Source organism: Janthinobacterium sp. SUN100, assembly GCF_030397705.1.
GTDB classification, from domain to species: domain Bacteria; phylum Pseudomonadota; class Gammaproteobacteria; order Burkholderiales; family Burkholderiaceae_D; genus Janthinobacterium; species Janthinobacterium kumbetense.
This window is the reverse complement of the sequence record NZ_JAPUBU010000001.1, coordinates 700,094-713,651: the sequence shown is the minus strand read 5'-3', so window position 1 is coordinate 713,651 and position 13,558 is coordinate 700,094. Positions and strand designations below refer to the sequence as shown.

The 13,558-nt window shown below is 62.4% G+C and carries 12 protein-coding genes; 3 read left to right on the top strand and 9 right to left on the bottom strand.

The genetic code is table 11. From position 1 onward, the window contains the following. Positions 1 to 2: 2 nt before the first annotated feature. The 4 genes from O0881_RS03010 to O0881_RS02995 are packed head-to-tail and all read right to left on the bottom strand — an operon-like array spanning position 3 to position 4,874. On the bottom strand, positions 3 to 1,529 hold the full coding sequence (locus O0881_RS03010; protein ID WP_289910060.1) for a chemotaxis protein CheW: 1,527 nt from the start codon (positions 1,527 to 1,529) through the stop codon (positions 3 to 5). Further along, positions 1,516 to 2,049 carry a chemotaxis protein CheD gene (locus O0881_RS03005; RefSeq protein ID WP_289910059.1) on the bottom strand — a complete coding sequence of 178 codons (534 nt, stop codon included), beginning with the start codon at positions 2,047 to 2,049 and terminating at the stop codon, positions 1,516 to 1,518. The genes O0881_RS03010 and O0881_RS03005 overlap by 14 nt, the downstream gene beginning before the upstream one ends. Beyond that, the gene (locus O0881_RS03000) at positions 2,046 to 2,870 is read right to left on the bottom strand and encodes a protein-glutamate O-methyltransferase CheR (protein WP_099667882.1); all 825 of its coding nucleotides are present in this window, start codon (positions 2,868 to 2,870) and stop codon (positions 2,046 to 2,048) included. Before O0881_RS03000 ends, O0881_RS03005 begins: the two co-directional genes overlap by 4 nt. A gap of 3 nt (positions 2,871 to 2,873) precedes the next feature. After that, the gene (locus O0881_RS02995; RefSeq protein WP_251348618.1) at positions 2,874 to 4,874 is read right to left on the bottom strand and encodes a PAS domain-containing methyl-accepting chemotaxis protein; all 2,001 of its coding nucleotides are present in this window, start codon (positions 4,872 to 4,874) and stop codon (positions 2,874 to 2,876) included. 627 nt (positions 4,875 to 5,501) lie between these two features. Here O0881_RS02995 and O0881_RS02990 point away from each other — a divergent pair. Next, positions 5,502 to 7,589, top strand: coding sequence for a 3-hydroxyacyl-CoA dehydrogenase NAD-binding domain-containing protein (locus O0881_RS02990; RefSeq protein ID WP_289910056.1), 2,088 nt, complete (start codon positions 5,502 to 5,504; stop codon positions 7,587 to 7,589). A gap of 45 nt (positions 7,590 to 7,634) precedes the next feature. Here O0881_RS02990 and O0881_RS02985 read toward each other — a convergent pair whose 3' ends face one another. The 3 genes from O0881_RS02985 to O0881_RS02975 all read right to left on the bottom strand — a co-directional run bounded on the left by O0881_RS02985 (position 7,635) and on the right by O0881_RS02975 (position 9,384). Beyond that, entirely contained in the window at positions 7,635 to 8,483 is an 849-nt protein-coding gene (locus O0881_RS02985) for an alpha/beta hydrolase (protein ID WP_289910054.1), read from the bottom strand. A 107-nt stretch (positions 8,484 to 8,590) separates the two neighbouring features. Then, the gene (locus O0881_RS02980) at positions 8,591 to 8,989 is read right to left on the bottom strand and encodes a VOC family protein (protein WP_099667886.1); all 399 of its coding nucleotides are present in this window, start codon (positions 8,987 to 8,989) and stop codon (positions 8,591 to 8,593) included. A gap of 101 nt (positions 8,990 to 9,090) precedes the next feature. Continuing rightward, on the bottom strand, positions 9,091 to 9,384 hold the full coding sequence (locus tag O0881_RS02975) for a DUF2798 domain-containing protein (protein WP_289910053.1): 294 nt from the start codon (positions 9,382 to 9,384) through the stop codon (positions 9,091 to 9,093). A gap of 97 nt (positions 9,385 to 9,481) precedes the next feature. Here O0881_RS02975 and O0881_RS02970 point away from each other — a divergent pair, with 97 nt between their 5' ends. Beyond that, entirely contained in the window at positions 9,482 to 10,387 is a 906-nt protein-coding gene (locus tag O0881_RS02970) for a LysR family transcriptional regulator (RefSeq protein ID WP_251348622.1), read from the top strand. On the opposite strand, the gene O0881_RS02965 is transcribed toward O0881_RS02970, so the two are convergent. Further along, positions 10,384 to 11,133 carry a nucleotidyltransferase domain-containing protein gene (locus O0881_RS02965; protein ID WP_289910052.1) on the bottom strand — a complete coding sequence of 250 codons (750 nt, stop codon included), beginning with the start codon at positions 11,131 to 11,133 and terminating at the stop codon, positions 10,384 to 10,386. The genes O0881_RS02970 and O0881_RS02965 overlap by 4 nt on opposite strands. A 193-nt stretch (positions 11,134 to 11,326) precedes the next feature. Between O0881_RS02965 and O0881_RS02960 the strand changes: the two genes are divergently transcribed. Next, positions 11,327 to 11,527, top strand: a complete 201-nt coding sequence (locus O0881_RS02960) for a hypothetical protein (protein ID WP_077404762.1) — start codon at positions 11,327 to 11,329, stop codon at positions 11,525 to 11,527. Positions 11,528 to 11,624: 97 nt separating this feature from the next. On the opposite strand, the gene O0881_RS02955 is transcribed toward O0881_RS02960, so the two are convergent. Beyond that, complete coding sequence (locus tag O0881_RS02955; RefSeq protein ID WP_099667890.1) at positions 11,625 to 13,325, bottom strand: MFS transporter; 1,701 nt, start codon at positions 13,323 to 13,325, stop codon at positions 11,625 to 11,627. Positions 13,326 to 13,558: the final 233 nt, after the last annotated feature.

Below are 13,558 nucleotides of genomic sequence, written 5' to 3'. Positions count from 1 at the left end.
GCCTAGGCCGCCTGCGGCAGCGCCGACCCCAGTTTTTCCAGCAAATGATCGCACTGGAAGACGGACAGGGTCTGGCGCTGCGCATCCGTGCCGATATCGATCATTTCATCCATTTCGCTGCGCAAGTCGTCATGCTCTCCCGTGCGGATGATTTGCGGCGCCGCAAAGCGCTGGCTGTCGGAAATCGTCATGATGTTATCGACATGGTCGACGAGAAAACCGTAGCGCTCGTCACCCCGTTCCACGATCAGGATCTTGCCCGCGCTGGCGTCCGGCAAGGCCGGCATCGCGTACAGCTGGCGCAAGTCGATGATGCTGATCATTTGCTGGCGTAAATTCAGCATGCCGCGCATGCAGGCCGGCATGCCCGGCGGCGTGGTGATGGCGCCGCTGAAATCGATGATTTCGCGTACTTGTCCGATTTCCACGGCGAAGCGGGTTTCCACCGTAAACGTGATGTAGACGCGGCGCTGCGCCTTGCGCGTGGCGGCGGTGGCCGTTTCCGGGTCGCTGGGGTACAGGCGCGCGTGGCCGTCGCGCATTTCGACGATCTCCGCCTGCGACAGGATTTCCTTGTGATCCAGGAAAATGATGTCGCCCAGGCTTTCTTTCGTGATGCAGCCGGCAAACATGGCGGCGCGCGCCTTGCTCAGCAGGGGAATCGGCAGCACTTCGTCGCCAAAGAAATGCACGATGCTGTCGACGGAGTCGACGAGGAAGCCCACGGTCGTGTCCTCCAGGCGCACGACGATGATGCGCTGGTCGCCGGTGGCTGCCTTGCCGGGTTCGCCCGCCTGCAGCAGGGCGCCGAAATCGACGACGGCCACCTGGCTGCCGCGAAAATGCATGCGTCCCAGGCACAGTTCGCTGTTCAGCAGGGAGCTGTGCAGTTCCGGCACTCGGATGATTTCCTGGATGGCCAGCATTTCGAAGGCAAACGTGGCGCCCGCCGCATGGAAGCTGACGCACTGCCGGCGTTCGCTTTGCGCGTGATAGCGGGACGTGCTCAGCCTGGCGCCCGTGGCCTGCAGGGCCAGCACGTGGGGCACGTTTTCGATGCGCAGCAGGGCGTGCGGGTCGAGTACCTGCAGCAGGCGCGCGCCGCCGTCCTGCAGGATCGTGCCGGCGATGACGGCGTGGCTGTCGCCGGCCGCATAGTGCAGGGCGCTGCGGGCGCTGGCGGGCACGCGCAGGATTTCGCCCGTATCCTGGAAGACGATGCCGATCAGCACCTGCTGGAAGTCGAGGATGGCGATCTTGTCTGTGGCCACGGCGCGCGGCGCGTCGGCGCGGAACAAGCGGCCCAGGTTGACCACCGGAATGACGCTGCCGCGCAAGGTGAACATGCCTTCCAGGTAGGCGGGCGACAGGGGTAGGGCGGTGACTTTCGCGGGGTAATTGACGACCTCGCGGATGCAACTGGCGGGCAGGGCGAATTCATCGTCGCCCAGGTGGAAGGAACCGAACAGTTCGGTGGCCGTGTCGCTGGCGCCCTGCGCCTGCAAGCCCGTTGCTTCATGCATATCCATATGCGCCTTCCTTGCGTGGAATCAATTCGGGTTGCGCCACCACATCGGTGACGGCATAGCTGTGCCGGGCGCAATCGATCAGCAACTGGCGCCCGTGGCGGCCGCCCAGCGCGCAAAAACTGACGTGCAAGCCGCACTGGTCCAGGTATTTTTGCGCCGCTTCCGCGTTTTGCCGGCCCACTTGCAAGCGCCCGTTGCGCGGGCCAAACATGCTGGCGCCGCCCGCCAGCACCACTTCGATATCGGCGTAATCGGCCTGGCGCACGCCCATCAGGCGCAGCAGCGAGGGCACGGCCTGGCTCACATAGCGCGCATTCTGGGCGCCAGGGGCGCCGGCGGTACCGGGCGCTTCCGGCAGCAGGCAGTGGGCCAGGCCGCAGCACGGGCCATTCTTCCAGATGAAGCCGATGCCGATGCAGGAGCCGAGCAAGGCTTGCAGCTGCTCGCCCTGCGTGCCCACGCTGAGTTGCCCCATGCCAACATGTTGCAGCGGCAAGTTATGCTCGATGATGATGCTCATGCGGTACCCGCCTTATAAATCATGGGAAACTCGAATTGATAGCCGGTGCCGAGGCGGGCGATGGTTTCCGACTCGCCCAGGATCAGTCTGCCCTCGTCCTTCAGGCTCAGGCGCGCCTGGCGCAGCACCGTTTCCTGGTGCTCGGCGTCGAAATAAATCAGCACATTGCGCAGGAAGACCAGGTCGAAGCGCTGGGCCGGGCGCAGCGCTTCCAGCAAATTGTGCTGGGCAAAGCTGACGTGCTGGCGCAATTCTTCGTTGACCTTGACGCCATACGGCGCGGGCGTGAAATATTTGCGCAGCAAGTCCGGGTGCGACAGGCGGATGCGCTCGACGGAGCGGCCGCTGTACTGGCCGGCCCGCGCCGCGCCCAGGATCTGCTGCGAAATGTCGCTGGCCAGGATCTGGTAGCGGAAGGCGGGCGCCTGCAGCTTGAATTGCTCGCACAGCATGGCGATCGAATACAGTTCTTCGCCGCTGGCGGCGGCCGCCGACCAGATGGCGAGGCAGCCTCCCGGATGCGCGCGGGCCCAGGCGGGCAGGTAGCGGTCGCGGAAGTAATCCCAGATGGACGGCGTGCGGAAGAACAGGGTGTCGTTGGTGGTCACCAGGTCGATGAAATGGGCCACCTCGTCGCGGTCGCTGGCCACGCGGTCCAGGTACGCCTGGTAGCTGTGCAGGGACAGCGCCTGCAGCCGTGGCTGCAAGCGCCGTTCCAGCAAGACGCTCTTGCGTGCCGTCATGGCGATGCCCGTATGCTGACGCACCAGCGCGATCAGGGTCGTCAGCACCTCGGGCGTCAAGGTGGCCGCGTGGCTCATGGCCTACACCACGAAGCCGGAGACAGTCTGGTTCAGGCTGCCTGCGCGCTCGTTCAAGCCATCCGTCGAGCGGGCGATGCTGTCGCAGTTGGCGGCCGACTTTTCCGTCTCCTCGGCAATGTACTGGATCGCCGTGGACACTTCGCGCGCCGTCAGCAGCTGCTCGTTGGCCGCCTTCGAGATATCCGAGATGGCCAGGGTGGTCTTCGCCACGCCCGAGACGATCTTGTCGAAGGCGTCGCTGGCCTGGCGGGAGATTTCGCTGCCCGTCGAGACGCGCTTGACGGATTCGTTGATCAGCTTGGAAATTTCCTTGGTCGCCTGCGAGGAGCGCTCGGCCAGCTTGCGCACCTCGTCGGCGACGACGGAAAAGCCCAGGCCGTGCTCGCCCGCGCGGGCCGCCTCGATGGCCGCATTGAAGGCCAGCATATTCGTCTGGTTGGCGATTTCGCTGATGACCTTGACGATTTCGCCGATGTCTTCCGACGAGCGGTTGATCAAGTCCATCGCCTCGATCGACTTGGCGACGGCGCGCGCGCCCGCTTCCGCTTCCTGCTGCGTGGCTTTCGCCAGGTAATCGGCGTTCGAAGTATTTTCCGCGATGGAATTGATGGAAAAGGTCAGGCCGTCGATGGAGGCGTTCATTTCTTCCACCGTGGCGCCCAGCGCCTGCGTGCCCACGGCCACGCCCGTGGCCCGTTCGGCGATCGCGTGCGAGGCGTCGGCAAAGCCGTTCGCCGCCGACACCACGTTGCCGATCACGCCGCGCAAGTCGATGATCATCTTGCTGATGCCGCCGGCCAGCAGGTCGATCGGCTCGTCGCCCTCGGGCACGATATTGCAGGTCAGGTCGCCTTGCGCCGCGCGCGCCACCGATTCGAGCAGGGCATTGACCTTGCGGCTGTCGTTGGCGGCCTTGGACTGGATGCTGTTTTCCAGGTTTACCTGTTCGCTGATGTCGATGGCGAACTTGACCACCTTATACGGCTTGCCGTTCAGGTCCAGGATGGGGTTGTAGGTGGCCTGTATCCACACCACCTTGCCATGGTTGCCCAGGCGCTTGTAGCGGCCCGCGTCGAATTCGCCGCGGTTGAGCTTTTGCCAGAATTTCTTGTACTCGGCGCTGCTCGCATACTCGGGCTCGCAAAACATGCGGTGGTGCTCGCCCTTGATATCGCTCAAGTCATAGTCCATGACGGCGAGGAAATTGTCGTTCGCGTCCAGCACATTGCCCTGCATGTCGAATTCGATCACGGCCTGCGCCTTGCCGATGGCGCTGACCTTGCCTTCGTATTCGGCGTTGCGCTTTTTCAGGGCCGTGACGTCGCTGGCGAACTTGACCACCTTGAAGGGCCGGCCTTCCGTATCGAAAATGGGGTTGTACGAGGCATTGAGCCAGATTTCGCGGCCGTCCTTGGTGACGCGCTTGTATTCGCCCGCATCGAACTGGCCTTGCCCCAGCTTGTGCCAGAACTGCGCATAGTCGTCGCTGTTGGCGTAGTCGGGCAGGCAAAACATGCGGTGATGCTTGCCCTTGATCTCGTCGAGCGTGTAGCCGACGGACTTGAGGAAATTGTCGTTGGCGTCGAGGATGGTGCCGTCGAGCCGGAATTCGATCACGGCCTGGGCCTTGCTGATGGCGTCGATCTTGCCTTCGTAATCGGCGTTGCGGCGCTTGGTGGCCGTGATGTCGGTGGCAAACTTGATGACTTTATATGGTTTGCCGTCCGCGTCGAGGATGGGGTTGTAGGATGCGTTGATCCACACTTCGCGCCCATCCTTGGCGCGGCGCTTGTATTCGCCATGGTCGAACTCGCCGCGTCCCAGCTTGGCCCAGAAGTTGCTGTATTCATCCGTCTTGACATATTCGGGGTCGCAGAAGATGGCATGGTGCTTGCCTTGTACTTCCGCCAGGGTATAGCCGACGACGCGCAGGAAATTGTCATTCGCATGCAGGATGGTGCCGTCGAGTTCGAATTCGATCACGGCCTGGACACGGTTCAATGCAGTATTTATCGCTTGTAAGTCCAGATCCTGGGAGTGGCTGACATGGCTGGCTGCGTCCATAGTATTTCCTTCGGGGTGAGAAGAGGAATGGGAACGATAATGCCGCTGCTATTACTTTTGCTGCTATCCATAAAAGGCAGCAATGTTATTGCCGCGGTCGACATCTGGTGATAATCGGTGAGAATGTGCGCGCAGAACGGCCGCCAGTGTTTTTCCTGCGGTATGCCTTATTGTAGATAAATTGTAGAGTATTGATTTGTATCAACAATTTTATTATTCCCCAGCATCTGGCGAAAAACAAGGGGCGGGAATAAATAATGTAAAAACTGTCGCAATTGGCCCATGCCGGCATATAACAAACGCATTTTCTTACATAATAAAACGGCGTTATTATTATTGTGCTTTTATTATTTAAATGAATATTCAAGTGATAGCTTCTACTGGACCTTGCTGCATGCAGCAGAATCTTTCCGCAAATGATGTTGTACCATGGCGTACCATGCTGGCGCCTGCGCGCGCACGACAAAAATAATACGAGCGTTCTTTTATGCGGTATAGTGCAGCTTCATCCCTTGCAACCACCTCATCGCCAAGCAAAAACCTATAGACCAACAAGGAAGAGACATGAGTGCTGAATATCAAGTGAACGGCGCCGTTGCCGTCATTACCCTGGCCAACCCGCCCGTCAACGGCCTGGGCCTGGCGACGCGCACGGCCGCCGTGGCCGGCATCCGCCAGGCGCTGGCGGACGAGTCCGTCAAAGCCATCGTCATCACGGGCGCCGGCAAGGCCTTTTCGGGCGGTGCCGATATCAAGGAATTCAATTCGCCCAAGGCGCTCACGGAACCAACGCTGCACACCTTGATCAATGTCGTCGAGCAATCGACCAAGCCCGTGGTGGCAGCCATCCACAGCGTTTGCATGGGCGGCGGCCTGGAGCTGGCGCTGGGCTGCAACTACCGCGTGGCCGCGCCTGGCGCGCAGATGGCCTTGCCTGAAGTCAAACTCGGCATCTTGCCGGGCGCGGGCGGCACGCAGCGCCTGCCGCGCGTGCTGGGCCTGGAAATGGCCTTGAACATGATCGTCTCGGGCACGCCCGTGGCGTCGGAAAAACTGGCCGGCACGGCCCTGTTCGACGAAGTCATCGCGCCCGGCGCGGACTTGCTGGCCGCCGCCGTGGCCTTTGCCACGAAAGTGGGCGACGTGCGCCCGCTGCCGAAAGTGCGCGAGCGCAAGGTCGATTACCCGAACCACGAAGCGTTCCTGCAATTTTCGCGCAATACCGTGAAAGCCATGTCCGGCCCGTTCCCCGCACCGCTGAAATGCGTCGATGCCGTGGCGGCCGCCGTGACGATGAAATTCGACGAGGGCTTGAAGTATGAGCGCGAACTGTTCATGCAGCTGGTGCAGTCGCCGGAATCGAAAGCCCTGCGCCACGCCTTCTTTGCCGAGAGGATCGCCAGCAAGGTGCCCGACGTGCCGGCCGACACGCCCGTGCGCGCCATCGCCAGCGCGGCGATTGTCGGCGCCGGCACCATGGGCGGCGGCATCGCCATGAATTTCGCCAACGCGGGCATCCCCGTGACCTTGCTGGAAACGAAGCAGGAAGCGCTGGACAAGGGCCTGGCCACCATCCGCAAGAATTATGAAAACACGGTCAAGAAGGGCAAATTGACGCAGGACAAGGCCGAGCAGCGCATCGCGCTCGTTTCCGGCACGTTGGCGTATGCGGATATCGCGCAGGCGGACATCGTCATCGAAGCCGTCTTCGAGGAACTGGGCGTGAAGGAAACCGTGTTCAGGCAGCTCGATGCCGTCATGAAGCCGGGCGCCATCCTCGCCTCGAACACCTCGACCCTGGACCTGGACAAGATCGCCGCGTTCACCCAGCGCCCGCAAGACGTGATCGGCACGCATTTCTTCAGCCCGGCGAACGTCATGAAGCTGCTGGAAATCGTCCGCGGCAAGGAAACGGGCAAGGATGTGCTGGCCACGGCGCTGGCGCTGTCGAAAAAGCTGAAAAAGACGGGCGTCGTTTCCGGCGTGTGCGATGGTTTCATCGGCAACCGCATGATCGAGCAATACAGCCGCCAAGCCGGTTTCCTGCTGGAAGAAGGCTGCCTGCCGGAGCAGGTCGACAAGGCCGTCGAGAAATTCGGTTTTGCCATGGGCCCGTTCCGCATGGGCGACCTGGCCGGCAACGACATCGGCTGGGCCATCCGCAAGCGCCGCTACGTGGAAAAACCGGAAGTGACGTATTCGAAGACGGCCGATCTGCTGTGCGAACTGGGGCGCTATGGCCAGAAGACGGGCGCCGGCTGGTATGACTACAAGCCGGGCGACCGCAAGGCGTACGCCTCGGAACAGGTCAACGCCATGATAGTCCAGCACTCCGCCGACATCGGCGTGGCGCGGCGCAAGATCGGCGACCAGGAAATCGTCGAACGGCTCGTGTATGCGCTCGTCAACGAAGGCGCGCGCATCCTGGAAGAGGGCATCGCCCTGCGCGCCTCGGACATCGACATGGTGTATCTGACGGGCTACGGTTTCCCGCTGTTCCGCGGCGGCCCCATGTTCTACGCGGACACGGTCGGCTTGCCGAACGTGCAGGGCGCGATCGCCGGCTACGCGAAAGGCCGCCACGGCGAAGCGTGGACGCCGGCGCCCCTGCTGGTGAAGCTGGCGGGCGAAGGCAAGGGTTTCAATAGCTGATGTTGGGCTGTTGAATGACAAAGGGCAGATTTCTCTGCCCTTTTTTTATTTCTTCTTCGCTACCATCTTGACCGCTTCGTTGACGATGACGGGGTTGTCCTTCTGGATGTAGTAGCCGGCGCCCGTGATGCGCTCGATGGCCGGCGCGCCGGACAGGCGCTGCCAATCCTTTTCCTGGACCCGTACCACGTTTTCAAACGAGCCCATTTCCTCGATGCCGAACTTGTCGCGCACCAGCAGCATGGCGGGCACGCGCAGCGGGCTGCCCATGTCGACGTGCTGCAGACATTGCGTCTGGGCATCAAATTCGGCCGATTCCGTACTGTTGAACATCAGCTTGCGCCGCGTCTTGACGAGCATGGCGTAGGTGGATGCGTCCGTCTGCAGGCGGTTCCATTGCTGCGGGTGCGTGGGATCGAGCAAGACCAGGCCGGCCACGTCCTGCGGGTACAGCTTCGCATACACATACTGGTACAGCCCGCCCAAGCCATGGCCGACCAGCACATACGGCGGTTTCAGGCCCGCTTGCGCCAGCAGGGCGCGCTGCTGGGCGGCGATGGTGCACGGGTCGCGCGGCGTGGTGGTTTTCTTGCTGTCGCCGTAGCCGGGACGGTCGTACACGAGCACGCGGTGCTGTTTGGCCACTTCGGGCGCCACCTTGGCCCACACATCCTTGCCGTCGCCCATGGCCGACTGGAACACGACGGGCACGCCGCCCTGGCCGCTCAGGGTGTAGGCGATGCTGGCGTCGGGCAGGGCGGCGGTAGCCGGCACGCCGGGCATGACCGGGGTCGATGGCAACAGGGAGCAGCCGGAAAAACAGCCTGCCAGCAGCAAGCCGGCGCTGGAGAGGAGCATGGTGCGCGCGGGGCGGCCGACGAATAGATGGTGCATGAATCTCCTTCTTGGTGCAGGGACCGGGGACCGGTATGGCGTGCCAGCCATTATAGGCAAATCGTCACGAAGTGGAAATGCCGAACAGAGGTGGATTTCCCGTCCTGTCAGCCGGCGTCGGCGCGGTGGCAGACGGCTTCGATGCGGTTGCCGTCCGGATCGAACAAAAAGGCCGCGTAATAGCTGGCGTGATAGTGGCGCAAGCCGGGCGCGCCCAGGTCGATGCCGCCCTGCGCCAGCCCCGCGTGCCAGAACGCTTCCACGGCCGCGCGCGAGGGGGCCTTGAAGCAGCAATGGCGGCGCGGCGCGTCGCCGGGCGCGGGGCCCAGGCGGACGGAAAAATAGCTGCGTTCGGGGTGTTCCGCATCGCTGCGCTCGCCATAGCCTATCCACGCATTGGCATGGTCGCTGCCCACCTTGGGCACGCCGAGCGCGGCGAAGATGGCGTCGTAGAAGCGCTCGGCGCGTTCCAGGTCGCTGACGGTGAGGGAAACGTGGTCGAGCATGGTCACTCCGCAGTAAAAACAAGGACGGCCATAGCATAGCCCGGATCAGGGCGGCCGTGGGCGGGAGTGACCGAGTGATACTGCCGGTGGCCGACTGCTGGTTAAGGGCGGCGGGCGCACGCACATGGCCCATCGGCCGCGCAGGCGGGGCAGCCTGGCGCCGGGCGCGCCAGCCGGGTGACGATATTGCGGCTGATGACTTGCACGCGGGGCGCGAACAGCATCACGGCGCAGAAGGCCACGGGCCAGGCGGCAAAGAACGCGTGGCGCCAGCGGGGCAGGAAGTCCGCCTGCAGGCCGATATTGAGCCAGGTGACCCAGGCGCTCATCAGCAGGGTCATGACCAGCGACATCAGGAAGGCAAATACGCAACGCAAACGCAGGGCTTCGGACATGGGACACTTTCAAAATGGTAAGGAAAGGGCAGCGTAACAACTTGCAGCAATCTATACTAGAGCCATATTTTTAATTTCAAATTCCGAAAATGCAATTATGCTCGATGATTTAGCCCTGTTTGTTTCCATTGTCGAGGCGGGCAGCCTGCATGCGGCGGCCGTCAAGGAAGACTTGCCCGCCGCGACCGTCACGCGCCGGCTGCAAAAGCTGGAAAGCCAGCTCGGTTACCGCTTGCTCAACCGCAGCGCGCGCCGCTTGCAGCCGACGGCGGAAGGCTGGCAATACTACGAGCAGTGCCGTCCCCTGGTCCATGCCCTGCGACAAGCCACGCAGCAGCTCGATGCCAGCCTGTCGGCCGTCTCGGGCAGCATCCGCGTGCTGGCGCCCGTCAACTTCGCCAGCGGTTTGCTGACGCCGGCCTGGGTCAGCTTCATGCAAAAGTATCCGGACATCCGCCTGGAGCTGGAACTGTCGAACCTGCTGCAAGACCTGGTGGGCAGCGGCGCCGACCTGGCCATCCGCGTGGGCTCGCTCGACGATTCCTCGCTGATGCAGCGCCGCCTGGGCAGCGCCGCGCTGGTGATGGTGGCCGCGCCCGGCTACCTGGCGCGCGCCGGCGTGCCGCGCGACTTGCAGGAGCTGGAAAAGCATGAGCTGATCGTGGCCGAACCGCTGCGCACCTGGCGCTTGCGGCGGCCCGGCGACGGCGCCGAAATGGTGATCGAACCGCAGGCGCGCCTGCGCGTGAACGAGATGCGCCTGGCCGTGGAGATGGCCGATGCGGGCATCGGCATCCTGCTGTGTCCGCTTCTGCAATGCCGCGACGAAGTGGCCAGCGGTTCGCTGGTGCGCGTGCTGCCCGACTGGATGCCGCAGCCGCGCCACGTGTACGCCGTGTGGACGCAGCGGCGCTACCTGCCGGCCCGCGTGCGCGTGCTGCTCGAGCACCTGGCGGCGTTTGCGGCCGGCAATCCGCTGTTGAACGACGAGGCCGGCGTCTAGCCCGCCTGTTGCTGCACCAGCCACTGCGTGAATCGGCGTAGCGCCGGCGCAAAGCCGCTGGCCGGCGCGGCGCCAGGCCGGGCCTGGGCAAGAAAATAGGCTGCCTGCGCCTGCATGGCGGGATAGCGGCGCAGCAACAGCGCGACATGCTCGTCCAGGCTGGCGGGCCAGCCGGGATCGCCATCCCGGCGCAGGATGTTGCAGGAACGGATCAGCTTGCGCGACGCTTCGCGCTGCAGGCGGGCGATGGCGGCAGGGTCGCGCTCGTCATCGAGGCGCCGCGCATAATCGTCCAGCACGCGGGCAAAGTCGCCATTCACGGCCAGGGCGATGGCGCGCGAGGGAGAGAACGGCGCAAAGTGCGGCGCCAGGTCCTCGCCCCACAGGCAGCGGCACTGGTGCTTGAGCCAGTAGCCCCAGCTGTACAGGTGCTCCGGCGCCAGCACCTGGGCCCGGTGGCCGATATCGAAATCGATTTTCAGTACTTCCCGGTGGCGTGCCTGCAGGGCCAGGCGCAGCGCTTCCAGCGTTTCCAGTTGCGGCGGCGTGGGCGGCTGGTGCAGCACCAGGGTCAGGTCGAGGTCGGACACGCCCGGCGTGGCATCGCCGCGGGCGATGCTGCCATACAGGTAGATGCCGTCCAGCAAGTTGCCGGCGTGCGCAGCCAGGCTGGCGCAGACGTCTTGCAGCAAGGCGTCGAAATGGTGCTGCAGCGGGCCGCAGGGGGCGCGGGCGATGGTCGGCATGCCTGTGGACGAGTCCGGTAAGAGAAACTTCCACCATAGCATGCAGTGGCGCGCGCGCAGGTAATCCTTTCTAATAAGTAATACCGAGCGCTTGTACTTTTCGTCAGGATCGCGTTAAGATAAAGCTGCCCGCTTATCCAGTGGGCAATCTGGTGTTTTTCGCGCAATCCCGTCCCTATCCATGAGAGTAGCAATGAAATATCTGATCATTCCCTTCTTGCTGGCCATTACTGGCTGTGAAGTACTGTATGACGCAAACCGGGACAAGATCGGCGAGTATTGCAACAGCCTCAATAATTTTGACGACCGCAACGCCTGCCGCAAGCGCAACCAGACCAGCTACCAGGAATACGTGCAGCAGCGCGACCAGCTGAAAAAGAAAAACGACAAGTAAGCCTGCCGCCATAGACGCCACATAAAAAAACGCCGCTGTCCAGTCAGCGGCGTTTTGCTTTGCGGACCCCGGTCTTGCGGCCGGGGCTGGCATCCATTTAATCGTCGGCGTAGATATTGTTGTCCTTGGTTTCCTTGACGAACAGGGTACCGATTACGACAGTCGCCAGGGCGACGACGATCGGATACCACAGGCCATAATAAATGTCGCCCTTGAAGGCCACCAGCGCGAAGGCCGTGGTCGGCAGCAAGCCGCCGAACCAGCCGTTACCGATATGGTAGGGCAGGGACATCGAGGTGTAGCGTATACGCGTCGGGAACATTTCCACCAGCATGGCGGCGATCGGGCCATACACCATGGTCACGTACAGCACCAGGATGAACAGCAGCAAGACGACCATCGGCTTGTTGATCTGGTCCGGATCCGCTTTCGCAGGGTAGCCCGCTTCCTTGATGCCGGCGCCCAGTTCTTTCTTCAGCGCCGCTTCGTGGGCCTTGCTGTCCGCATCGAAGTTCAGGCCATCCGGCGTCATGACGGCGTTGAACGAGCTAAATTCCTTCGTACCGATGCGCACCTTGGCGATGCTGCCGGCCGGCGCGTCTTCCTTCGTGTAATTCACCGAGCTGTTCGACAGGAAGCCCGTGGCGATGTCGCACGACGATGGGAACTTCTTGGTACCCGTCATGTTGAACTGGAAGTGGCAGGAAGCCGGATCGGCGACCACCACCACTGGCGAGTTCTTCAGTGCCGCTTCCAGCTGCGGGTTGGCGAAGTGGGTCAGGCCGTTGAAGATCGGGAAGTAGGTGGCCGCGGCGATCAGGCAGCCGCCGAGGATGATGTACTTGCGGCCGATGCGGTCGGACAGGCTGCCGAAGAACAGGAAGAACGGCGTGGCCAGCAGCAGGGCGACGGCGACGAGCACGTTGGCCGTTGCCAGGTCCACTTTCAGGGTCTGGATCATGAAGAACAGGGCGTAGAACTGGCCCGTGTACCACACGACAGCCTGGCCGGCGGTCAGGCCGATCAGGGCCAGGATGACGATCTTCAGGTTTTTCCACTTGCCGAACGCTTCCGTCAGCGGGGCTTTCGAGGTCTTGCCCTCGGCCTTCATCTTGGCAAACGCCGGCGATTCATTCATGGCCAGGCGGATCCATACGGAAATACCCAGCAGGATGACGGAGACGAGGAAGGGAATGCGCCAGCCCCACGCTTCGAAATCCTTCTCGCCGGTCGCCAGGCGGGTGCCCAGGATGACCATCAGCGACAGGAAGAAGCCCAGGGTTGCCGTCGTCTGTATCCACGCCGTGAACGCGCCGCGCTTGCCTTCAGGCGCGTGCTCGGCCACGTAGGTGGCTGCGCCGCCGTATTCGCCGCCCAGCGCCAGGCCTTGCAGGATGCGCAGGATGACGAGGATGATCGGTGCGGCGATGCCGATGGACGCATGGCCCGGCAGCAAGCCGACGATGAAGGTGGAGCCGCCCATGATCAGAATGGTGATCAGGAAAGTGTACTTGCGGCCGATCATGTCGCCCAGGCGGCCGAAGACCAGCGCGCCGAACGGACGCACGATGAAGCCGGCGGCAAAGGCCAGCAGCGCGAAGATGAAGGTGGTGGTGGGGTCGCCGATGAAGAATTGCTTGGCGATGATCGATGCCAGCGAACCGTACAGGTAAAAATCGTACCATTCAAAGACGGTGCCCAAGGAGGATGCAAAGATGACCTTGCGTTCCTCTGGCGTAATCGGCGTTCCTTTGGTGGAAATTTTCCGTACGTCGGCAGAGCCGGATGGTGATGCCATGGTTTGTCTCCCTATGTTTTATAGTGAACCATTGCCGCGGTCTTTTTGACCATTCTTGCAACAGCTGGAGGCGAGTGTGTTCTCCGAACCTTACGTCATGCTTGCTTGAAACTTACAGCAAGCTTACAAGTTGCCATTCATTTCAACTTTGCGAACGACCGTACTTAAATGTGCTATTCTGATTCCGCAGATATACCACCCGACCATATAACATTCCCACAAGGAGACACAGC

Coding starts and splice junctions, on each gene's coding strand:
- O0881_RS03010 (WP_289910060.1), bottom strand. CDS start 1,529: ATGGATATGCATGAAGCAACGGGCTTGCAGGCGCAGGGCGCCAGCGAC.
- O0881_RS03005 (WP_289910059.1), bottom strand. CDS start 2,049: ATGAGCATCATCATCGAGCATAACTTGCCGCTGCAACATGTTGGCATG.
- O0881_RS03000 (WP_099667882.1), bottom strand. CDS start 2,870: ATGAGCCACGCGGCCACCTTGACGCCCGAGGTGCTGACGACCCTGATC.
- O0881_RS02990 (WP_289910056.1), top strand. CDS start 5,502: ATGAGTGCTGAATATCAAGTGAACGGCGCCGTTGCCGTCATTACCCTG.
- O0881_RS02985 (WP_289910054.1), bottom strand. CDS start 8,483: ATGCACCATCTATTCGTCGGCCGCCCCGCGCGCACCATGCTCCTCTCC.
- O0881_RS02980 (WP_099667886.1), bottom strand. CDS start 8,989: ATGCTCGACCACGTTTCCCTCACCGTCAGCGACCTGGAACGCGCCGAG.
- O0881_RS02975 (WP_289910053.1), bottom strand. CDS start 9,384: ATGTCCGAAGCCCTGCGTTTGCGTTGCGTATTTGCCTTCCTGATGTCG.
- O0881_RS02970 (WP_251348622.1), top strand. CDS start 9,482: ATGCTCGATGATTTAGCCCTGTTTGTTTCCATTGTCGAGGCGGGCAGC.
- O0881_RS02965 (WP_289910052.1), bottom strand. CDS start 11,133: ATGCCGACCATCGCCCGCGCCCCCTGCGGCCCGCTGCAGCACCATTTC.
- O0881_RS02960 (WP_077404762.1), top strand. CDS start 11,327: ATGAAATATCTGATCATTCCCTTCTTGCTGGCCATTACTGGCTGTGAA.
- O0881_RS02955 (WP_099667890.1), bottom strand. CDS start 13,325: ATGGCATCACCATCCGGCTCTGCCGACGTACGGAAAATTTCCACCAAA.